Source organism: Providencia sp. PROV073, from assembly GCF_033688125.1.
Lineage (GTDB): Bacteria > Pseudomonadota > Gammaproteobacteria > Enterobacterales > Enterobacteriaceae > Providencia > Providencia hangzhouensis.
Genome location: NZ_CP096353.1, coordinates 1,622,510 through 1,644,842 on the forward strand (window position 1 = coordinate 1,622,510; position 22,333 = coordinate 1,644,842).

Below are 22,333 nucleotides of genomic sequence, written 5' to 3' on the forward strand. Positions count from 1 at the left end.
GTGTGAATGGTAGGTGTACTCAGAAAGCAATAAAAAAGCCCACTGAAGTGGGCTTTTAGTAACTTTCAAATGCGCGTGCATTTCACGTGCACTTTCTAGTCTTAATGTTGCCAGTGTCTAGTCCAACTGATTTTGCTAACTTCCTGTTTTTAAACCTGTTGTCCTATCACTGACCCACCAAATTTGGTGGGCTGGCGGAGTCTGAATTCGTCGCTTAACTAAATGATTTTATAGTGCTAATGTTCAATTCAACTTTTCAAAAGTGCCTAATAAGGTGCCTAAAAATATTTTGATTGATTTTTGTGCCTTTGAGTTAATGAGGCAGTTGTTCACTATTGTTTGGTATTTTATCATGTTATGTAGAAATTACTACTTTGCTTTTGATTCTGTGACTTGTGTTAATAGGAGCTAGAACTAAAAGGTAGCTCCATCTTCTTTTTGTTTGATAGCAAATCATTTTTTCGAATACTTGTTGAGATAAACAGCATATCTAAAAACTACAATCATACACACCAGCATATTTTGGAAGAATAATCTCGGCTTAACAAAAAAATAAAGCTATCAACAAATAAATAGCAGCACATCATTTTATGAAAAACAATGTGCCCCCATTTTTACATCCTCTCTCTTCCAGCAAAATGTTCATGCATCTTTTCTGTCATCACCCACAGCGCCTTATTCAATTTAATATCCCCATCAATACCATTCACCGAGCGAGTGCGAGCTCGCTTGCCTTTAGCGTTCCTACCCGATAATCCTCCCTTGATTAAATTCTCCTGTAAACGTTGATATACCGTCCACAGATCATCTTTCTTATCCTCCCAACGGCGAGGCTGTAATATTTGCGCTTCGGTAATAGGTTGATGCTCTTCACCAAAACGATAAGTCAAAGCCGCATGTGCTAAGGCTTGCTGTGCTGGTGGAGGTAACATGAGAGATTGCATTTGTTCGCGCTTTTCCGCTACCGTATCAAACGTTTCTAAAACTTCATAAGCCCCTTCAATCACCTTACCAACAACATCACCTTTGTGAGGGACACGCACTTCACCAAAGGTATCTCCACAAACTAAACCGTTCGAACATACAGCTCTAAATAGACCCGGCAACATTTGATAACTACTTGAACCATCATGGCTATTTAAAAGAATAATTTCAGGAACTTGTATTCCCGTAATTTGGTCATGACGACGTAGCCGTAACATATGCTTGGTGTGCTCTCGACGGCTAACATCACGTACACGAGTCTGGCAGGCAAAGAATGGATAAAAACCTTCTTTTTGAAGGCTATCGAGTAAGGTAATGGTTGGGATGTAAGTATATCGGTCACTTCTGGATTCGTGTTTTTCTTCAGAGAAAACACTGGGTACAGTACGGAACAACTCTTCAATCGTTAACGGGCGGTCACGACGAATGCTATTCGCCGCACCAAAGCGGGAGGCTAAACGAGACATAGGGGTTCTCCTCAGTGATAACACTGATAAATTAAAATAAGATAAAGGAAATAAGTGAGGTGATAAGCTGGTGGACGCTGTATTAATGCGTTATCAATAACTTAGTCAATTAGGCGAAAGATTTGAGCTTGCTCCGGATGCTGTATAGCGTAATCACGCAACAGGTAAAAATATTCCACCAGCACAGGGCTTTCGGTTTTAAATGACCAGATGCTATACACCAGTAAACAGACTGCAATACCAGCTGCCTCCGGGCTTAACTCAGCTTCATTTCCGTTATGCGGGTTAAACATTTGCAGGGAGGTTTCGAGCATATCAGGCCAGATAAATGCGCCGCCATTAGTCAGCATACTGAACTCCCAGAAAGCACCTTGATAGACCTCACACATCTTATCCATCAGATTAAAGATATCGCCTTCAATACGTTGCCAGTCTGGCACAGTACCAAAGTAAAAACGCCAGAAGGTACTACGACCACGGGAATTGACGAGGTTGGTTTTGATAACCGTTGATTCTTGCTCTTGTAAAGTAAACATAATAGAACTCCAATTCAGTCGATATTGATAGACAGTAATAAACAAAAAAGCCCTACACCTTGCGGTGCAGAGCTTTCTCGAAATGATAGGTATATTGAGTATCATTTTTAGTGACGCATTCTGATGATTGATTCACTAAAATAATATAGATATAAAAATAAATGTAAGTTAATTAATGGGTTAGTCTGATGATGCTTTTATAATGAATCAGATAATACGAAGGCGTAAATAAGGACGTGGTTAATCGATTAGATGGAAAATGGCGGAACGTTCTGGGTGTTGCGCCGCATAATCACGCAATTGATAAAAGCGATCGACGAGGATGTCACTTTCCGTTTGAAATGACCATAAACTGTACATCATCAAACACACAGCAATGCCTGCCGCTTCAGAGCTAACGTTCGCTTCATTGCCATTATGCGGGTTGAATAGCGTAAGCTCCTCTTGATTCAAATCGGGATAAATAAAAGCGCCGCCATTAGATAAAGTGCAATATTCCCAATACCCGCCGTGGTAGTCCTCACAAAACTGGCCCATGGTAGTAAAAATCACCACTTCAAAGGTTGAAAAGCCTTTAACGTTGCCAAAATGAGTTTGCCAAAAATGCGTGCGCTGGCGGTTGGAAGCGGGTGTTGAGATGATGGGTTTAAGTGTCATAAAAAAGCCCTTTTGTGGATGTTACGAAATAAAAAAGGCAGACCGATTGGTCTGCCGTTATGTTGAATCTACATTGAAATAGTTGAGTTTTAGTGGTCACTAAATAGCCCGTTGAGTAGTCGTTCAATGGCTCCCCCCAATAAGGTTGTGCAAGCAAGCGTCGCCCCAAGTCGAGCCGCTTGAATTTCCGTGTCGGAATACTTGCCTTCAAGCGCAAGTTGTTCATTGACCGTCTTCTGGGCGTAGTAGGTGATAGACACCAGTGTCACAACACTCACAGAGGTGGCGATAAGTTTAAAAATGGACATAGATTACCCTTTAGTCAGGCGTTCATTGAATATGAACGCCGAATAGTGTGTGAAAACTCAGTATTGATATCGGGCGATATCCGGTTTTTGAAAGGATTGTGTTTGGTAGTAAAATAACGCTTTTGCTATTCCGTTAATAATTTGAGGGGTTTCAAGTTTACCTTGATACGCCCATGCGACGGCATCTGTTCTTGCTAAACGGCTCAATGTTTTTTCCATCATAGGGGTAAAATCCTCCTGCCCTTGTTTATCCTCTAGGTTATACAGAACATGCGTTAGAACAGGCTTTTCAGGGTTAACGAGGCTCCAAATAAAAACTTGGGTGATTGACCAGTCGTGTGCATTTTGTTGTGCACGTTTTAGGTCTGTGATGTATTGCTCCGTGATTTGAATGGCTTCATTTTGCTGGTGTCTAAATTGTGTTAACGCATTGGCATTGTGTTGCTGAAGCTCAGAGACCTTTTTCCGGAGCATTGCCTCGACATTTTCCGTTTGGTTTAACCACGGTAATAAATACAGGCCAACATCAGGGGCGTGGTCATTCAATGTCTCCGTTAACGTATTCCATGCTTTAAGCTGGCGCTCGGCTTCCTCTGACGGAGTATAACCGGCATTAAATGCAATCGGTGTCGTCATTGCATAGGGCTGGTCAACATTGCCTCTGAGCAATGACCAGTCATGTTGGGACAGTGTTGTGATGAGCTGTAAAACCTGTGTAAGCCTCTGCTCCTCAAGGGTTGAATCTGTTTTCGGTGTTTCCGCATTGGCAAAGCGCGGTATGAATTTAGTCATACCGTCTATTGCCGTTTGATACCAGTTATTTAAATCGTGGTTAATGGCGTTTTGTAATGCCCCTTTAGCTAACTGACACTTATAGACCACCAAGGGCCTTTCTTGTTCATCCGTTAAGGTTTCCCATGTTGGCGAAACACAATCTTTACGATGGTTGAGTACCCCACCGAGTGTGACACTGCGGTCGTAATCATAAATCAATCCTTGAACACGCAAAATGTCTTGGGAAACAGTCTTAGCAGTCGTTGACGTTGAATCATCACATCCCAACAAGAGTGCGCTGCTGATGCAAACGGTATAAAAAATAGTTTTCATCTTAATACCTTATAATTTAACGAGTGATTGAATATATTGGTAATGGGGCAAGGCTTGAATAAACGCCTCTTCACATAACCGTTGGTTGAGGTCTTCACGATAACGAAAGCCCCGCGCCGTCATGACCACGTCTTGCAAGGCCATCACATCAAAGACATGAATGTGCTCCGCGATATCAGCGGCGAGATACCAATGACCGTGGTAATAAATCAACTTATACGGGGCAACGTTCGTGATGTTTTTTCCTTGGTGGGTAAATTGCAGTAAACGCCGTTTTACAATGGCTTGTGTTAGAATATAAAAGCCCCCGAACAGCGAGGGACGCTGCTTAGGTGGCGTGTGGTAGACAATAAACGGTGAATCAATTGTTGGGTCGAGCAGAACCGTCAGCAGCTTCCTGTCTAAAGCCGGAAACAGTGAGGTGACATGCGTAATGGCGGCAAAGCGCAATATGTCCTTATCGGTACGAAAGGGACGCTGTGATGCTGCCAATCGATAGCCACCTTGGTGATATTCCAAGTCCAGATACTGAAGGCGCTCATTAAAATCACGCCGCAGGGTACGAGTCGAGACATTGAGCTCTTCTGACAGCGCGGATAAATAAACGGTTTCTCCTCGAAATAATTGACTGATAATAAACGCCAACCGAGACGCAAGCCGGTCATGGCGAGACACAGATGTCGACATGATGTTGTCCTTATTAAAATAGCTCCGGCAAGCGGATAGAATGGGATTGATAAACCTTATTGTGATAAGGCCTTTTGTCGTAAGTACGCCACAATGATGCAGGCAGGAACAGTGACGCGATAAGCAGGACCCGCTAGGTCAGCGACAAGCCATGCCGAGCTCACCGCAAGACCAATCGGACCCGCAATCAAGGAAAGTGCTCGGTGTGCGGCAAAAAGCGTACCGAGTGTGGCTACCCCGCCGAGCGCATTAATCACACCAATGGCTGAGAGTGTGGCCACTTCCAGTGCAGCAATGCCAGAGGTACGGATAGCCGCTTGAACCGCAATCAAAATCAGTTGAGGAGTGGGGTTGGTGAGGTTAAGTTGCATATCACGAGAGAAGGCTTGTAGCTCTTCCGTGGTCAGCTCATTTAAGCTTTTTTCTAATACTTTCAATAACAAATTCAATTCCAAGGTTTCGGTATTCCCCTCCTTAGGATAATTGACATCAAGGTGGTCACAGACATCTTGTAAAATTTCACGGTACAACACGCCTTTATTGCCTCGGACGAGACTCATCAAGCTGTTGGCCCCAAAGGCTTGCAACTCTGCCGCAATCGACATCCAGTATTGCTGGTGCTCAGGGTGATAGAGTTGATATTCAGGTGAACTGGTTAAGGTTTCAGTCCAACGCTTTTGTCCGTCTTTGCTGTCATGAGTTAGGACGGACACAAGCAAGCCCAGTTCTTCATTGCTGCATTCACGTAAAAACGCTAAATCGGTATCTAATCGGTAAGTTGCCATCAGTGTGATTCCCTAGCTTTAAAAAGAGAACACCACGATAACAACCTCACCGGACAGGTTATGTCCGGCTATTTGACTTTTTTTCAAGAGAGAAATGAAGGGAAATGACAGGGTGTGTCACGAATGCAATTTAACTAATTGATATTCATTTAATTATTGGATTTCATATGAGTGATATATATCTGAAAAATATTTGATTAAGAATATTGATTATATTGTGAAGAACATGAGCTATAAAAACTCGTTTGAGTGTTAGAAAAAAAGGGAGATAGAGCGAGAATGATTGTAAATATATGTAAACTTTGATTCTGATGAAGAACAATACAATCCAATAGTTTTTTTCCTACTTGACGCAGGTTAAGGATTACTATTTATTCCCATAACTCAATGACAACGGACTAATGGAGTTTACATGAATCGATTTCCATTAAACGCTTTTCCTCAGGATCTAAAAGAGGTTATTTTAGATTTAAGAGAAGAAACACAAGCGCCTGAACCTTTAATTGCTTCTTCAGTACTGAGTGCGCTATCTTTGGCACTGCAAGATAAATTAGATATACAGGTCACTACATCTATACAGTCACCTGTTTCATTATTTTTTCTTGTTATTGCAAACTCGGGTGAACGGAAAACGAGTGTCGATAGACGTGTATTAGCGCCAATTTATGAGCACGATAGAATATCCGCACAGAACTATGAAGTTTTAATGGCCAAATATTCGGCGGAACATAAGATTTGGAAAGCTAAAGAAAAAGCCATACTAGCGAGTATTGAAAAAAAAGCTAAAAAGGGGCTAGCAACTGAATTAGAAGATGCTCAATATTTAGCTCACAGCAAATTGTGTCCTAAATTACCAAAGAATGAAAAGCGCATCTACAACAATGTGACACCGGAAGCACTGCAACTGAATATGTTTCTTCACCAATCCAACATTGGACTAATTGCTGATGAAGGCGCGAATATCTTAGATCGCAAAGTGATGAATGATCTTAGCTTTCTAAACTCAATCTGGGATGGGCACTCTTTTCAAGTTGAGCGAAAGACAATGCAAAGTTTTCAGATTGAAAATGGGCGGATCACTTTATCCGTGATGGTGCAACAAGCTATCTTTGAAGAATATTTAAAGAAACAAGGAATAAAAGCGAAGGGAAGCGGTTTTTTTGCACGTTGTTTACCTGTGTTAATTGATGAGCAATTATCGACACAAGGGTCACGCTTTATTCGCGATTATTCAAATAATCATCATACTTATATTGAACTATTTCATCAGAAAATATGTAGTTATTTAAAGGCGAGCTGTCAAGAGCATCGAGAATGTGTAGCTTTTGATCCTCAAGCTGAATTAGAGTGGAAAGGAATCTATAATGATATTGAAGAGCAATTAAGAAGAGGGGGAGACTACGAAAATATTAGGGATACGGCATCAAAGATGGCTAATAACATTGCACGTTTATCAGCTCTATTAAGTTATTTTGAACGGGGAACTGCTCCTATAGATAAAGTTTCTGTGGGGCAGGCTAAAGATATTTGCTTGTGGTATATGGAGCAAGCTAATAATTTATTTGGCGCACTCGAGTGGAATGAAGAGGTTAAATTATTAGATTGGTTAGATTATTTCTATCGTAGAGAAAATTGCAATAGTATACGTAAAAATGATATACGAAAATATGGTCCTAACTCATTAAGAAGAGGAAAACGATTAGATGTTGTTCTACAACGTTTAGAGCGTGAAGGTTGTATTGATATTGAACAATGTGAAAGACAAAGTTTGTGGGTCTGCCAAGGTCCTACTTTTTTTAACAATAGTTATACAAAAAAACAGTGGTTCAGAAATTAGACCCTGCTATTTCTGCTATTAGTAGCAAGAATAGCAGGGTGAAAATTTAAAAATAGGCCAAAGTAATATCAGAGTGAAATAATCACAATTCTGACGTTTTTCTAAGTTAATGAATGTCTATGGCTTTTGTTTTTCTCTAATCGTTAAGTTTTATCGTGTCGGTATAGTAATATATGTTTATCATTATATATGTATTATTAATGAATACATATATAAATTACTATATATATTTAATGATAATTTATAATTAATACCATTTCGTAGCTAATGGATTCTAATTCCATTAGCTAAATGTATGCTCAGTTAATTAATGAGGTGACATCTCTTATGCCTCATTGGTTATCATCATAATAATATAGATTGGAATAACATAATTACTGATACCGACACATCCTTTTAATATCTAATTAAGGAATGTCAAAATAAAGATGAAACCGTATACGTATAATGCGCAATATCAGCAAGCCTTCTCGGATGTGATTAATGATGCCGTACGAGAGTTTCCTCGTACGCTTGCATTACGAATCGATCTTCACTTTCCTTCTGATTACCAATATGGTGATTCAAATAAAGAGATAACGCGTTTTATCGAATCGTTGAAAGCAAAGGTTAAAGTCGCGAGTAAAAATAAAAATCACGATTGGGAACGTAACTGGCATAATCGTTTACGGTATATCTGGGTACGTGAGATTGGTGAACGTAATCATCGTAAGCATTACCACGCTTTATTACTGCTGAATAAAGATTTTTACTGGAGTGCAGGACACTTTGGATCAACGACCAGCTTAGCAGGACTGATCCAGCAAGCATGGTGTAGTGCGTTGGGCATTGAGCTAGACCAATACAAAGGGCTGGTTCATTTCACGAAAAACGGGATTTATGTACTCAATGTGAATAAACGTGAATATCTCCAACAATTGGCGAATTTACAGGGGCGTCTAGATTACTTAGCGAAAGACCATACAAAGAGCTATCACGATGGCTATCGGTCTATAGGGATGAGTCGTAGATAACTTATCTATAGGGATACTTTAGTGTTATTAGTTGACCACTTCAAGGGCAAGAGGATTTGCCCTCACAATGATTTTTTAGCTTCTATCAAATAATGTGCGTAGTTCAATAGGATAATAATTACTTATAAATGATTCTGCTTCACTCTTGCTCAATGGTTTCATATCGATATGTTTACCTGAACGAATACGAATACTCGAAACAGGAATGTGTACAACACCAGTTGGTGACCGATTGATAACAATCCATTCACCAGACTCCACAGTTTTTGAATGGAAAGGACGGTCAGCTATGAGCTGGCTACAGTAAAATATGTCTTTTGCAGGAACTTCTAGCTCTAATGCAATATCTGCCCAGTAGCAGTTTTGGTCGCCAAATGAGTTCAATGTATCCATTTCAATCTTAATTTCAGTAAGGCCTAATAATTCAGCGCAGCTTTTGAGTTTAAGTATTTTATCGACATAACCATTTTTATTGCTTAGTTCACGACGTATGAAGATAGTTTGAGCTGATATTTTAGCTAAGTGGAGTTGAGTGTGTTGATATAGCCGTAAAACTTCATCACATATTTTCTGAACTTTATCACTATCTAGCGTGCTCAATATTTCTTTTTCATTACGATCATAGTGATAGTTGAAGTAGTCAGTATAAATTCTGTCTTCCAGAAAGGGAGTCTTTGAATGTTTAAAGCTCTAGATAAAAAATAGGTTAGTAATGCGTACCCAAACCGCTTTCCACAATTAAAACCAGTAACTCGATTTGGATCATTAGAACATGCTTTTCCTATTCCGATACAGTCAAAAAGTAAATCATCTTGTATTTGAAATAGTTGTTCACTATTGCTTCTCGGGAAAATCTCATCTTGTCTTGTAACCATAAAGGTATTCATTGTTGGAAATCCTTTTGCTTAGAAATCTAGAACAATAATGACATAGGTTAAATACTTTTTTCTTAAGAATTTTCAATTCTACCTTTTTAAGAGTATTGAGCATACGTATGACTCTAAGTGAATATTTTTTTTGAATGTTAAAAGGTCGAGATTCATACAAAATAATACTAATTGTTCATTTATTGCGCGGTTGAGCTGAGCTTAAATTTTTACTCAAGCTCTGCTACTAGTATTAGAAAAAGAGAATACATATCCTGTATTTGGTCAACAAGAAATAGTTAAATCTATCAATTAAAAAAGGATATGTTATGAAAAATCAAATGGTTATTTTGAGAGTGAAGGATGTGATTAGCCGATTGAAAATCGGTAAATCAACATTATATGACTGGCTAAATCACAAGTCACCAAGGTTCAAAGGTGATTTTCCGAGGCCAGTTAAGATTAGCGAAACAATGGTTGGTTGGCTTGAAGATGAAATAAATAACTGGTTAGAAGCTAAAAAAAATAAAAGAGGGTAAAAGATAGATATGGCGGCTGCAATTGCCGCCATGAACTAATATTATTTTGATTTCTCAGAAAAAATGTTTTTTATTGATTGCTGATAATTTTTATTGGATTCTGAATCACCACTTTTTGGTCTAAACCAGGTCATTAAATTACTTCTAATTGTATCTTTATTGACTTTAAATGACGATTCTGTACCTTCTAGTTCTAATGATTTCTGTATTAACATTGGAATTATATCTTTAATGGCCTCACGATAAGACCTCCAATTCTTTTTATCAGGATCTGCTGTAAGGTAATCAATTACTTCTTTTTTCGTTTTTTCAGAATCTTGAGTTCGCTTATTTTTTGAGCCACGCCTTGAAAAGTCGGCTCTTCGCTCTTCCAAAGCTTTATCTGAAGTATTTCCGGACGGATATGAACTTAAACCATCACAATAACCAATACGATAGTAAGCATCAAGAAGATAGTCAAATGCTTGTTGTGTGTTGTGAGCTTGAAGTTCTAATTCCGATGCAGCATAAAGTCCTATAGCGTAATGAAGCTGTGATGAAGTGGTATTTTGGGTAATTGTATTGAAGTAGTAATCAGAGAGAACACCTTCATTATCTCTCATAAGAATACCATCTTCAGGATTAAAGTCATGTTCAAAATCAGGTTTATTAAACTTATTGACTTGTTTTTGGAAGCGATTTACAAGATTGTTGAATAAATCAATCGGGGGGGAATTTTGACTATTTTGTTTCTCTTGTTGATTCTGTATGATTTCAAGTGCTTTTGATTCAAATTTTTTCTTTATTTGAATAATTATAGTTTCCATTATTCTACTCCTATGAGGTTAACTTACTTTACTCTAGCTGAGCCATATGGTTATAACAGCCTGCTTGTTTTTTTGCTAATTTATTGAATAGAAATACATTATGAGCTCAAAGGTAATGTTTATAAGATCTTTTAATAAATAGGTGTATAAACTTCTTAACATATGCTTTTTGCGTCTCCTGTCGCTACCACTAGGCTTGTTATAAAGGTACAATCAGTTAACTTTTTTAATATTCAATGTGCTGATTACAATGACTAATAACAATTTCTCTTCAACAGCGGCATTTCTATGGTCAGTAGCTGACCTATTACGTGGCGACTTCAAGCAATCTCAATACGGACGCATCATTCTTCCTTTCACTCTACTAAGGCGCTTAGAGTGTGTCCTTGCAGCTACAAAGGCTGATGTTCTGGCTAAATATAATGCAGTAAAATCAATGCCGATTGAAGCGCAGGACAAACTACTTACCCATGCTGCTCAGTTAAGCTTTTATAACACCTCAAAAATGGATTTGAACCGTCTGGGTGAAACAGGCGTAGCGAATAATCTTCAGAACTATATTCAATCATTTAGCCCAAATGCCCGTGAGATTTTTGAGCACTTCGACTTTTTCAATACCAACGATAAATTGGAAGAAGCCGACCTGCTTTATAAAGTTGCAAAACGTTTTGCGACCACAGATCTTCACCCTGACACCATTAGCAACTACGGTATGGGTTTAGTGTTTGAAGAGCTTATCCGACGCTTTGCAGAAAGCTCGAATGAAACCGCAGGGGAACACTTTACCCCAAGGGATATTGTTGAGCTGACGACGTCATTGCTTTTCACTAACGAAGAAGAGTTAACCAGTTCGGGCTTAGTTCGCTCAATCTACGACCCTACAGCAGGCAAACGTTACATACCAAGTTTTAATCGCACACCATACATGTTTCAATGGTGACAAATTAGACTACTCTATGCTCAGAAGTAATTCCTTCCTGAACGGCATTGAGTCGTCGAAGGGGGAAATCAATGGCAAGCCTTGAGCAAATCAACTATCAGCCTCATCGAGCAGAAATATCGGACGGCTCGTTACAGTGGGCTCCACTAAAAAGAAAACCGATCAAAAATCTTCCCCAAATAGTCTGGGAAGATAATTCAACCTGGGCAGAAGCAAATCTTTGGGCCCTGGATCAGGCAACATCATCAAAACGGGATCTGAAAACCGTTCGATCCAATATGTCTCACCTGCTTGCCTACGCAAAATGGCTAGAAGCAGAGTCAATCCAATGGTGGCATTTCCCAGAGCGAGAAAGTGAGCGTTGCCTTGTTCGCTTTCGTGGAGCACTTGTTGCCGCCAGAAATAATGGTGAGCTTGCTCCAAGCACTGCTTCGCAGAGGATGGCAGCAGTCATCCGTTTCTATAAATGGACACAATCGCGTCGATTAATTTCACCAGAATGGCCAATGTGGGAGCAGCGATTTGTTGGAATCAAATTAACCAATCCGTTTGGTCTCGAACATACCATGCGAGTTGCCAGTACAGACCTTGCCATTCCCAATCGAAAGGTTGCTGGGGCCATACAGCTTGAGGATGGCCTTCTCCCAGTAACTGTTTCTGCAATGAAAGAAATTCTCGCGCTGGCAGATTGCAGCGCAACCGAAGAGCTTTCGCTAATGCTACGAATTGGCTTTTTCACAGGGTTGCGCATTGGCTCAATTACCGATCTGAAGGTTCAAACTCTTCACAACGCAACCCTGGTTCCTGAAGTCGGTTGGAAGCGATTAGCTGTTGGTCCTGGTGCTAGGCCAATGGTCTCAACCAAGTTTGGCGTTTCCGGTTCAGTGCCAATACCTGAGGAGCTTCTCGAAACACTTATTGCCTATTCCATGAGTACGAGAAGGCTGAAACGCCAAATGTTAGCGAGTCATGAAGATAGGGACCTACTATTCCTTACTCGCTATGGCAACTCGTACAGCGGAGATGATAGCCGAGCGGTTAACGTGGAAATGTCTCGTCTCCGATCATCTGGTAAAAGAGCTGGGCTGCAAGTGATGCGCGGTTTTCATTTCCATCGCACAAGAGCCACTTTTGCCACAGAGTTAATGCGCGTGGCGCTAAAGTTCATGCCAGTCGGTGATGCCATCCAGTTTGTAAGGGAGGCATGTTTGCACCGAGATGAAAGTACAACGATGAAATACATCAAGTTTATTGAAGCAAACAAAGCAATGTCAGATGCAGCGGAAGCTTTTTCGGAAGCCTTTATGGGATTGGCTAGAGGGCGTGCCAATGCATGAGTTAAATCTTACTTTCCCGGGCATGAGTCTTGGTACGCATCAAATCCCTTGGAACCTGAACATATTGCTTCATCATGGTGTTGCATGTGTACCGAGAAAAAATGCGATGGAATCGATACATCATTCCTCAGTCGATGATGTTGACGTTCTTCGAATTCCGATTGTATGCGCATTTCATGAAGCTATTTCCAGCATGATAAGTCAGGGGCGCTCTCGTTCACTTATCGAAGGCAGTCTGGAAGTGCTTTGGCGGTTCTTTGCATGCTCAGATACCAACTCATTGACTATGTCTCGAGATAAAGTGGTAACCAACTTCAAGAAATGGTCGGAATACCAGTTATATAGATCAAAAATCAAAAAGGAAGTGTCTGAAATTTACGTTTACAGACAGACTTCAAAGTTAGCCAATCTCATCGCTAGAGCCTTAAAACTTCCTGGAGCTAAGCCTGGCAGCGCACTTTTGATGCAAACAAGGATCAGAAAACCTAGCGCAAAAAAGAGCGTACTGACCAGCAGCGCAGATAAGCAAAATCTCAGCAGTACATTTGAGTTTGGTCATTGCCTGAGGTCGATCTGTGACGCCTTGGATTGTGCGACGGTCAGAGGACGGCTACCTATCCGTATTGCGCTGCAAGGCGGCAAGACCTTGGTGGTTGCAGGAAGCCTCCTTAATCCGGAAATGGATGTCGAATCTATAAAGTGCAGCACCGTCAGGAAAAATGCTGAGAAAGCCAGAGCGCCACTGATGGAGAGTGAAAGCCTTTTCGATCGGCATAAAAGATCGGGAATACTAAATCTGAGAATAGAATCTGAGCTTTTGATATTCATCGCACAAACAGGGATGAATCTGACTCAGGCATCAGCGCTTGAAAGAGAAACTTATCGTTGGAAGTCTAACGGTGACGATCTGGAGGTTTTCCGCGTATACAAGGGGAGACGCAGCGGCGAAGCTGTTTTTCGTTGCTATCGCTCTTATAAGGAACATCTCGAGCGATATTTGCAGTGGCTGAATGACACAGGGTTTGCTGAACACGATACCCGGCTTTTCCCTTTACAAAGTCGAGGCATGATTCGCGCAAAAGATTCAAAGATTGGATTCTACACATTGAAAGAATCCTTCAAGAAAATTGATGCTCGGATTTTAGGGCCACAGGAGCTGCGTAAAACCAGAGTAAACTGGCTACTCAGGCGAAGCAACGATCTCGAACTTACGGCTGAGCAAATGGCCCATGATAAGGAAGTCCTTCTCCGTGATTATGAAAGGCCACATCATCAATCAGCGACATCCGAAATAGTCCGGTTCCATGCATCAACAGATCCTGCTTATACGCCACCTGGGCCGGGTGTATGTATCGACAAAGATCGTGCCCCCGAGTCGATCAATGGTATAGCTAAAGAAGCGCCGAAACCGGACTGTACCAGCCCAGAAGGCTGTCTTTTTTGTACTAAGCATCGAGACGTTATGAGTCCTGATTATTGCTGGAAACTTGCCTCGCACGCAAAGATCAAGAGCCTGGAAGCAAACCTGTATAAACCACCGGAAAAGCAAGACATTCATCCTGCATACCGGGTTATTGAAAGAATAAACAAAAAACTTGAAGCAATAGCGTCTGGCAGCGAAATACGAGCAATGTGGGTAAGTGAATCTCAGGATTTGATTCGTGCCGGTAAATATCACCCCTATTGGAGTGGCCATATAGAGCTGATGGAGGTAATTGCATGAATTTGGCTTACTTCCCGGGATTGCAGATTGAATCGGCCTTATCAAAAGAAGATGCGCTGAATTTTAAACCTGACAGTTGGCCCCCTGCGCCGGATTTTCCTGCTGTGATAGATGCCTATGGCCATGTTGTGTCTCGATATGGTGACGTAAGATGGGATCTTTCACCTTGGTCTGGGCACACCCTCACCATTTACTTTGGGGATGGTTCTGGTCAGGGAAAAAGAGTTAGCCCTCAGAACGCGGAGTTATTGCGTAAAGTTGTAGCGTGGTGGCTTTGGGGCGAAGCGGCTATTCGTTCTGCCAAGGCATTGGTGTTTAAGTTTGAGACGATAAAACCCCTGTTTGTGGCCTGCACAGATGCCGGTATTCTGGCTACTGAGCTCTATAGATATCCCAAGGTCATCGAGAAGTTATCCGAATATTATAAGCAACGCGGAAATCGCTTGATTGAATGCCTCCATTCATTATTCATCGCACGAGAGACTTTAGGGTTTGTCTTGCTTGACGAAAGCGGAATTAAACTACTTAGCAGCGTATTAACAACGAATGATTCGACTCAGACAGCTTATATACCAGCGAGGATATGGAGTTATCAGGTTTCACGTCTTCGGGAATGCTTGGAAGACTTTCTGTTGCATCAAGAACAAGTTGAGGCCTGTTACGATTTTTGTTTGTCAGCTTATGCCAGAAATGCTGGAGGTCAGTTATCAAAATCATTTGGTGGCCTTGGCATCAATGGGCCATTTCGAAGCTCGCGTATAAGAGGAAAAAGCCGAACAGGAAGAGTTTTTTATGGTTTGTTTACAGAGACTGCAGAAGAGTTTGGTATATCGGAATTACTTGATCGCTGGGTATTGTTCAATAACGTTACTGGTATTAGATCACTTACTACTTACCTCTCTTTAATTAGCAGTGTTGGATTGGCTTATCTATTGAACTTTTCTTTGATGCGAATTGAAGAGGGCTCCAAACTTCGTGCTGATTGTTATGAGGTTGAACGTGATCAGTTAGGTGAAGATATTCACATGCTAAAAGGTGTAACAACAAAAACCATTGAGGATTCTGATGCTCGCTGGATTGTTTCACCTTCCGTTGAAATAGCTCTGAAAGCAATGAGAATCGTTGCTTTCATGCGGTCAAAGGCAGCAAGAGAGAACCCCTATTTAGAATTATCAAAGGAAGATGTCGAGAACCCAATTCTTCAATCTCTTCAGCATGAACCATGGAGCTCCAAAGCGCCTAAATCTCAATCAACCAAAAAGTACAAAAAGATTCGGTCATACGGTGACATCTCAAAAAACCTGTGGCCAAAACTCTTTGATGATAAGGAACTGACGATTACCGAAGCTGATCTGGAAATGGCCAATAGAATGACATTTGGCCTTGATCCAGAGAAGTTTGCCGTAGGCAAAGTTTGGCCTCTTGCCTGGCATCAATTACGACGCACCGGTGCTGTCAATATGCTTGCCAGTGGATTGGTGACCGAAGCGTCTCTTCAGTACCAGCTGAAACACGCCTCGCGCGCTATGAGCCAATACTACGGAAAAAACTACTACCGACTCAAAGAACCATTGAATGAGGAAGCTCGTGCCTATTACTTGCGTGAGATGTATCAATCAATGGTGCGGGAGTTTAAAGCGCTCCAATCTGATCAGTATGTTTCGCCACACGGTGAGAAGCGCAAGCAGCAGATCCTCTCTGAAATATCGGAGAAAGACCATGAGCAGTTGCTCAAGGCCGCAAAATCAGGACGGATCAGTTACCGTCAAACATTCCTTGGTGGTTGCGCCAATTCAGGCCCGCCTTGCCCGCTTGGAGGGATCAGCAATATCAGTTCCTGTATGGGATTTAGCAGCAATAAGCCATGCGCATCGGCATTGTTAGATAAAGCAAAGCTACCAATGATTAAACAGCTTAAAAACGTTATTACTATTCAGATCAGTGACGCTGCGCCAGACTCCCCTTTATATGAGTCATTACAAGCGCAATTAGAATCCGCAGAGCGAGCAATCCATGTTATCGAAAGCAATTGAACCAAGAAAAGTTAGCAAGGCCGAACTGAAATTCAGGGAGGCTTTCGAACGCCTCAAGGTGGGCAAGCCAGATATTCTGCCGAAAGGGACGCCACTCAGTCAGAACAATGTTGCCAAAGAAGCAGGGGTAGATCCTTCCGCCCTTCGCAGAGCAAGGTTCCCTGAGCTGGTTGCGGATATTCAAGCCTGGATAGAAAGCCATAAGGATGAAGCAGCGCAAAAATCGCCCAGACAGATGATGCTTGCGCAAAGATCGAGGAACCGAGATCTACTGGAAAAGGTTAAGGTGCTGGAAGAACAGCGAGATAAAGCCCTTGGGCAGTTGCTGGATGCTCAATTTCGGATACTGGAACTGACACTTGAGAACCAGCGTCTACAAGCTCAGCTACCGGCAAGTAATGTTCACTTCATTTCTAATTCGAAGAAGCCCTCATGATTAGTTGGCACAGGGCGTGGGCCTAAATCCGCTAAGAAATGAGATTTACGACCGGAATCTCCAAGGCGTCAGCGATTTGATGGATCTTTGTCAGAGTGATGTTTTGGTCACCGCGCTCTATATGCCCCATATAGCTTCTATCAATACCGGCTAAGTCAGCCAAAGCCTCCTGCGAGAGGCCTTTTTCTTTCCGTATCTTGCGAACCTTCTCACCAAAAGCGACCAGTCTTGGATCTTTCATATTTGTTCTGCCCAAAAGACAGAACTATCACCAAATGTTGGATATATCACCACGGGATATATCGCTCATTTTTGTTATTCTTAGGTAGTCTTAAATCTATCGACTGGGCTATTGGCGAGCATATGTGGAACGATAAGAAGCAAAAATATTGGGAAGCGATCCGAAATCACCCCGGAGTTAGTTATAAAAAACTTAGCAAATACAAGTTCCTACTGCAACTCGAAGGGCGGCAATGGTACTTTTGGCCCCGATCTGGGCGATACCAGCACGTGACCCAGGATGGAGGCATCTCGGAAGTGTTTATGGGAGAGCTGTCAGACTTCTATCACCGATACATGACTGGTGAACTTCAATTCCCGGAGAGTTTCGGAAAAATATGGAGCAAGACGGACGAAGAGGTTCTGTACGACATGATTGATTCTGCTTGCACTGTCCGGCAGATAGCAGTTGAACTGAAACGGCACCCGGTAAGCGTCATTAACAAGCTGGCAAAGTACCTGGACGATGACAGTATCCAGAATCGTATTACTCAAGATTTTTACGATGTCCCTGTACGGGAGCTAGTGCGGTGGGTGTAGACGAATTCTATCTCTAGGTAGCAATTCCTATTTATTCCCCCCTGACCTAGACGGCTTCTTTTGTTTGATAACGGGTAACAATATTGATCATCTGATGACAACCTTGTACTATTTCGACACTAAATCATTAACCTCAACAGAGTGCGGATAACGCAAATGAGTGAGCAAATAATGACAGTTAAGGATGTCGCATCGTATCTCAAGCTCAACGAGCGAACTGTTTACCGTATGGCTACGTCAGCGAAAATACCTGCCTTCAAAGTGGGCACATCCTGGCGTTTCAAGCGTGAAGACATCGAAAAGTGGATAGAAGAACAAAAGAATGACAGACAATAATAGGGAATTTCGGGGTGTTACTGGATAACAAAAACAGCGGCCACGTTGGTATCGAACTGAAAAAACATACCTTTTCTGGCTCCAAGCTCTCTGTTCTGTCGAGTCTATTTACCTTGTACGGTTTTGCCTCGCTGAAGCACGAGCTGAAGCAGCTGGAGTCAGCAAGGATCATTTTCAGCGAATGGGATTCGCTCAATCTGCAGAACTTGGTTGGTTCTGAATCAGAGGTTCGCCTGCTGAATCAGCTGCAACAAAAACGCATTGCCAGCGAGTTCTCGCAATGGCTGGCAAACAAGGCTGAAGTGAAAGCCAGTGTGCGGCCTCAGCCTGGGCAGAACATTATTCACCTGGGTGTACCCAAACAAACAGGCTCGCTTGAGCAAAGTTTTGTCATTAGCGGCAGTGCCACGCTCAGCCCAACCGGGCTCGGCGACGTACGCTGCGATTCGCTGCATATGAACATGGGCTTGTCTGACGCTGAGAGCACCCGGCAGCTTCTGGCGTGGTTTGATAATGTCTGGGCAGATGCACAGAGTCTTCGTGATATTAAGAATGACCTCATCGCCAAATTGGATAGCATCGCCGCCGATCAACCGGCCAGCTTTATCTATTTCCTTACGCTGTTTCATTTGTTCAAAGACTTCCTCGAAGACATCGACGAAGACAGCATCATCCGCAGTAAAACTGGCTTTAAAGATACCCTGGTCTGGAACAAACTCTACAAATTCCAGAAAGACGGTGTGCTGGGTGCAATAGACAAGCTCGAAAAGCACAACGGCTGCATCATTGCCGACAGCGTGGGTTTGGGTAAAACCTTTGAAGCCCTGGCTGTGATCAAATACTACGAACTGCGTAACGATCGGGTCCTTGTTCTATGCCCGAAAAAGCTTCGTGACAACTGGACCATGTACACGGTCAACGACAAGCGCAACCTGCTCGCAGTTGACCGTTTTAATTACGACGTACTGAACCATACCGATCTGACCCGACCGAAAGGCTACTCGGGCGAAATCAATCTGGAGACACTGAACTGGGCCAATTACGACCTGGTGGTCATCGACGAATCCCACAACTTCCGTAACACACCGAGCAAGGCGGAAGGTAAAAGCCGCTATGAGCGCCTGATGAACGATATTATCCGCTCAGGCGTCAAAACCAAGGTGCTGATGTTGTCGGCAACGCCGGTCAACAATCGCATGAACGATCTGAAAAATCAGGTCGCCTTCATTACTGAAGGTCGGGATGATGCGTTCGCCGAACAGGGTATCAAAAATATTGAATCCACCCTGCGACTTGCCCAGAAGCAGTTCAACCAATGGGTGAGCGAACCGGTCGAAAAGCGTACCACGGCGGCTTTGCTCGACATTATGAGTTTTGATTACTTCAAACTGCTCGATATCGTTACCATTGCTCGTTCCCGAAAACACATAGAAAAGTACTACGGCACCGAAGATATCGGCCGCTTCCCGACTCGCTTGCCACCGAAAAATATCTACGCCGACATCGATGCCTCCGGTGAGTTTCCGCCCTTAAAAGACGTTAACAAAACCATCAGGCGACTGTCCCTTGCGGGTTATTCTCCGCTGAAATTCGTGCGCGAAGCCAAAAAAGCCGAATATGCCCGTCGTTACGATAAAGCTGTGGGAGGTGGTAAAGGTGTATTCAAACAAGTAGACCGTGAAGAAAGCCTGATTCACCTCATGCGCGTTAATTTGCTCAAGCGTATGGAAAGCTCCATTCACTCGTTCACGCTGACGGCCACCAAGCTCGCTCAGCAGGTCGACCGACTGCTGGCCAAAATTGATGCCCACGAATCAGAAGAACTGACCGAGCTGAATATCGAGGATATTCACGACTTTGAACTGGAGTCCACTGAACTGGAAAGTTACATCGTGGGCAACAAAACCAAAGTGTTGCTGCAGGATATGGATCTGATTCGCTTCCGACAGGAACTGGAGGCTGACCGTGAATTTTTAAACCACATTGTCAAAACAGCACAAAGTGTGAATGCCGGTCGTGATGCAAAGCTGGAGCAGCTTAAACAGGCCATTGCACAAAAAGTGCGGAATCCACTCAACCCAGATAACAAAAAAGTGATCGTGTTTACTGCGTTCGCCGACACGGCGCAATACCTGTATGCCCATCTGGCGCAATGGGCGCATTCCGAATTAGGCATTCACAGTGCATTGGTGACGGGCGGCGGTACCAATAAAACCACCTTGACGGGCTTAGGTTCTGACCTCAATAACATTCTGACCGGCTTCTCGCCGGTATCCAAAGAGCGCAGCAAAGTCGACCCAACTGCCACTACCGAACTGGATTTGCTGATCGCCACCGACTGCATCAGTGAGGGTCAGAACCTGCAGGATTGCGATACGCTCATCAACTACGACATTCACTGGAACCCAGTACGCATCATTCAGCGTTTTGGCCGTATCGACCGTCTTGGCAGTAAAAACACGCAAATCCAGCTCATCAACTTTTGGCCCAACATGGAGCTGGACGAATACATCAACCTGGAAGCGCGTGTCTCCGGACGCATGGTCTTGCTGGATATCTCTGCAACCGGTGAAGAAAACGTCATTGATGAAAGCGCCAAAGACATGAATGACCTTGAATACCGGCGCAGACAACTGCAGCAACTCAAAGACGCGGTCGTCGATCTGGAAGACATGAGCGGTGGTGTATCCATTACCGACCTGACCCTCAATGATTTCCGCATGGATCTGTCAGGCTATATGAACGACAAAGCCCGCCTCACAACGCTGGAGCAAGCACCGCTAGGGCTGTATGCCGCCGTCAGTATTGACCAAGATCTGGCCGCCGATGACATTAAACCGGGCGTTATCTTCTGCCTGAAGAATATCCGCAGTGGTAAAGAAGCCGTTCAGGTCGATGATAACTACCCACTGGCACCGTACTTCCTGATCTACGTGACCGCAGATGCCGAAGGCAGCACGGTGGTTGAGCTGAATTTTACCCAAAGTAAAAAGATACTCGATCTGCTCAAGCGTGAAGCCTTTAAGCACAAAGCGCCCGATCAACTCGCTATTACTGAAGTTAACCGCATGACACGCCACGGGGGTGATATGAGCCACTTCCAGCATCTGCTGGCCGTTGCCGTCGATAGCGTTGCTGGGAAGAGCGAAGAAAAAGGCATCGAAAGCCTGTTTACCAAAGGCGGTACCGTACTGACTGCCACCTCCAGTCAGGGCATTGAAGACTTTATGGTGGTGTCGTACCTGATACTGAAAGCTGCTAGCGAAGGAGAAGGCTATGTCTGATCTGGGATTAGGCTTGCCACAATTCGAAGCCTTTCTGGAAGGCCTGAACGTGCCCAGTAGCTGTGTGCTCAATAAACCCCTGTTTAAAAAGATGTTTCAGCAGCATGCCGACCTGGATGCCAAAGACAAAAAGGCTCTGAAAGATGATGTTGATAAAATCCGCTGGCTCTACACCCTAAAGCCCAGCACCATCAATATCGCGCCTTTTTGTGACGACCTTCGTGATTATGGTGAGTTGGCGTTTCTGTATGTGGAATTAAACAATACCAAAAGTGCTGAACGAACTGGTCAGCTGATCAACCGGGCTGTACCTTACCCATTGGTGATCTTCTTTGTGAATACTGAAAGCAAAGGAACAGAAGCAACAGGCGAGCAACTGGCTATCTGCCTGGCTGACAAGCGCATAAACAAGGCAGATCAAACAAAGTGGGTCATCGAAGATTTTCAGCTATCGCCTTGGTTAGAACTCGGCAGCAAGTCTGAAAGCGAACAAGCGTTTGTTAACAGCCTGAACTTTACTGGCTTGCCACACAGTAATTTTTGGCAGTTTTACCAAGCCTTTATGTGCCGCATACAAGCGCTTCAGTGTGCTGAAATCAGTGGTCGATTTCATCTGGCAAGCGCTGAATCTGCCCAACACCAGGCAGACCAAATTAACCGTTATCGCAGTATCGAGAACGATATTAAAAAACTGCGTGCCCAGATCAAACAAGCAGAGTTCAGCCGGCAGGTTGTGTTGAATACCCAGATTAAACAGCAGGAACAGCGGCTCAAGCAGATCGCTGAAACCCTATAACCGAATTGAAATAGTAGAAGCTGAAATAAGCCGAAAA

21 protein-coding genes and 1 pseudogene are annotated in these 22,333 nt (G+C 43.1%); 12 read left to right on the forward strand and 10 right to left on the reverse strand.

Annotated elements, in window-relative coordinates:
* Nucleotides 1-614: 614 nt before the first annotated feature.
* From M1F17_RS07185 to M1F17_RS07215, 7 genes are all read right to left on the reverse strand, one after another.
* A complete protein-coding gene (locus M1F17_RS07185; RefSeq protein WP_131680581.1) occupies nt 615-1,451 on the reverse strand; it encodes a DUF932 domain-containing protein in 837 nt (278 codons plus the stop codon).
* Nucleotides 1,452-1,552: 101 nt separating this feature from the next.
* Nucleotides 1,553-1,987 carry an antirestriction protein gene (locus tag M1F17_RS07190; protein ID WP_131680580.1) on the reverse strand — a complete coding sequence of 145 codons (435 nt, stop codon included), beginning with the start codon at nt 1,985-1,987 and terminating at the stop codon, nt 1,553-1,555.
* A gap of 240 nt (nt 1,988-2,227) precedes the next feature.
* A complete protein-coding gene (locus tag M1F17_RS07195) occupies nt 2,228-2,644 on the reverse strand; it encodes an antirestriction protein (protein WP_131680579.1) in 417 nt (138 codons plus the stop codon).
* Nucleotides 2,645-2,733: 89 nt separating this feature from the next.
* Nucleotides 2,734-2,952, reverse strand: a complete 219-nt coding sequence (locus tag M1F17_RS07200; protein ID WP_109912629.1) for a hypothetical protein — start codon at nt 2,950-2,952, stop codon at nt 2,734-2,736.
* A gap of 57 nt (nt 2,953-3,009) precedes the next feature.
* Nucleotides 3,010-4,059 carry a hypothetical protein gene (locus M1F17_RS07205; RefSeq protein WP_131680578.1) on the reverse strand — a complete coding sequence of 350 codons (1,050 nt, stop codon included), beginning with the start codon at nt 4,057-4,059 and terminating at the stop codon, nt 3,010-3,012.
* A 9-nt stretch (nt 4,060-4,068) separates the two neighbouring features.
* Nucleotides 4,069-4,746 (reverse strand): helix-turn-helix transcriptional regulator, encoded by a 678-nt coding sequence (locus M1F17_RS07210; protein ID WP_131680577.1) that lies wholly within the window; start codon nt 4,744-4,746, stop codon nt 4,069-4,071.
* 56 nt (nt 4,747-4,802) lie between these two features.
* Nucleotides 4,803-5,531: a DUF3944 domain-containing protein gene (locus M1F17_RS07215; protein ID WP_094963210.1), complete on the reverse strand. Its 729-nt coding sequence runs from the start codon at nt 5,529-5,531 to the stop codon at nt 4,803-4,805.
* A gap of 412 nt (nt 5,532-5,943) precedes the next feature.
* On the opposite strand from M1F17_RS07215, the gene M1F17_RS07220 reads away from it, so the two are divergent.
* Nucleotides 5,944-7,368, forward strand: a complete 1,425-nt coding sequence (locus tag M1F17_RS07220) for a YfjI family protein (protein WP_131680576.1) — start codon at nt 5,944-5,946, stop codon at nt 7,366-7,368.
* A gap of 428 nt (nt 7,369-7,796) precedes the next feature.
* Nucleotides 7,797-8,381 carry an inovirus Gp2 family protein gene (locus M1F17_RS07225; RefSeq protein ID WP_131680575.1) on the forward strand — a complete coding sequence of 195 codons (585 nt, stop codon included), beginning with the start codon at nt 7,797-7,799 and terminating at the stop codon, nt 8,379-8,381.
* Between the two features lie 75 nt (nt 8,382-8,456).
* Here the strand turns inward: M1F17_RS07225 and M1F17_RS07230 are convergent, their stop codons facing one another.
* Nucleotides 8,457-8,981, reverse strand: coding sequence for a hypothetical protein (locus tag M1F17_RS07230; protein WP_131680574.1), 525 nt, complete (start codon nt 8,979-8,981; stop codon nt 8,457-8,459).
* 595 nt (nt 8,982-9,576) lie between these two features.
* Here M1F17_RS07230 and M1F17_RS07235 point away from each other — a divergent pair.
* A complete protein-coding gene (locus M1F17_RS07235; RefSeq protein ID WP_131680573.1) occupies nt 9,577-9,786 on the forward strand; it encodes a helix-turn-helix transcriptional regulator in 210 nt (69 codons plus the stop codon).
* Between the two features lie 41 nt (nt 9,787-9,827).
* Here M1F17_RS07235 and M1F17_RS07240 read toward each other — a convergent pair whose 3' ends face one another.
* Complete coding sequence (locus M1F17_RS07240) at nt 9,828-10,592, reverse strand: hypothetical protein (RefSeq protein ID WP_131680572.1); 765 nt, start codon at nt 10,590-10,592, stop codon at nt 9,828-9,830.
* Nucleotides 10,593-10,842: 250 nt separating this feature from the next.
* Between M1F17_RS07240 and M1F17_RS07245 the strand changes: the two are divergent.
* From M1F17_RS07245 to M1F17_RS07265, 5 genes and pseudogenes are all read left to right on the forward strand, one after another.
* Nucleotides 10,843-11,481: pseudogene (locus M1F17_RS07245) on the forward strand (type I restriction-modification system subunit M N-terminal domain-containing protein); the annotation flags it as partial.
* 98 nt (nt 11,482-11,579) lie between these two features.
* Nucleotides 11,580-12,869, forward strand: coding sequence for a tyrosine-type recombinase/integrase (locus M1F17_RS07250; RefSeq protein ID WP_239407500.1), 1,290 nt, complete (start codon nt 11,580-11,582; stop codon nt 12,867-12,869).
* Entirely contained in the window at nt 12,862-14,592 is a 1,731-nt protein-coding gene (locus tag M1F17_RS07255) for a hypothetical protein (protein WP_318837102.1), read from the forward strand. Before M1F17_RS07250 ends, M1F17_RS07255 begins: the two co-directional genes overlap by 8 nt.
* Nucleotides 14,589-16,625 (forward strand): hypothetical protein, encoded by a 2,037-nt coding sequence (locus M1F17_RS07260; protein ID WP_131680569.1) that lies wholly within the window; start codon nt 14,589-14,591, stop codon nt 16,623-16,625. The genes M1F17_RS07255 and M1F17_RS07260 overlap by 4 nt, the downstream gene beginning before the upstream one ends.
* Nucleotides 16,606-17,061 carry a hypothetical protein gene (locus M1F17_RS07265; protein WP_131680568.1) on the forward strand — a complete coding sequence of 152 codons (456 nt, stop codon included), beginning with the start codon at nt 16,606-16,608 and terminating at the stop codon, nt 17,059-17,061. Before M1F17_RS07260 ends, M1F17_RS07265 begins: the two co-directional genes overlap by 20 nt.
* Nucleotides 17,062-17,092: 31 nt before the next feature.
* Here the strand turns inward: M1F17_RS07265 and M1F17_RS07270 are convergent, their stop codons facing one another.
* Complete coding sequence (locus M1F17_RS07270; RefSeq protein ID WP_113594272.1) at nt 17,093-17,302, reverse strand: helix-turn-helix domain-containing protein; 210 nt, start codon at nt 17,300-17,302, stop codon at nt 17,093-17,095.
* Between the two features lie 122 nt (nt 17,303-17,424).
* Between M1F17_RS07270 and M1F17_RS07275 the strand changes: the two genes are divergently transcribed.
* The 4 genes from M1F17_RS07275 to M1F17_RS07290 all read left to right on the forward strand — a co-directional run bounded on the left by M1F17_RS07275 (nt 17,425) and on the right by M1F17_RS07290 (nt 22,296).
* On the forward strand, nt 17,425-17,880 hold the full coding sequence (locus M1F17_RS07275) for a hypothetical protein (protein ID WP_207392883.1): 456 nt from the start codon (nt 17,425-17,427) through the stop codon (nt 17,878-17,880).
* Between the two features lie 156 nt (nt 17,881-18,036).
* On the forward strand, nt 18,037-18,216 hold the full coding sequence (gene mads1, locus M1F17_RS07280; RefSeq protein ID WP_039532421.1) for a methylation-associated defense system helix-turn-helix domain-containing protein MAD1: 180 nt from the start codon (nt 18,037-18,039) through the stop codon (nt 18,214-18,216).
* A gap of 14 nt (nt 18,217-18,230) precedes the next feature.
* Nucleotides 18,231-21,500, forward strand: a complete 3,270-nt coding sequence (locus M1F17_RS07285; RefSeq protein ID WP_131680567.1) for a helicase-related protein — start codon at nt 18,231-18,233, stop codon at nt 21,498-21,500.
* Entirely contained in the window at nt 21,493-22,296 is an 804-nt protein-coding gene (locus tag M1F17_RS07290; RefSeq protein ID WP_131680566.1) for a DUF4391 domain-containing protein, read from the forward strand. Before M1F17_RS07285 ends, M1F17_RS07290 begins: the two co-directional genes overlap by 8 nt.
* Nucleotides 22,297-22,333 lie beyond the last annotated feature (37 nt).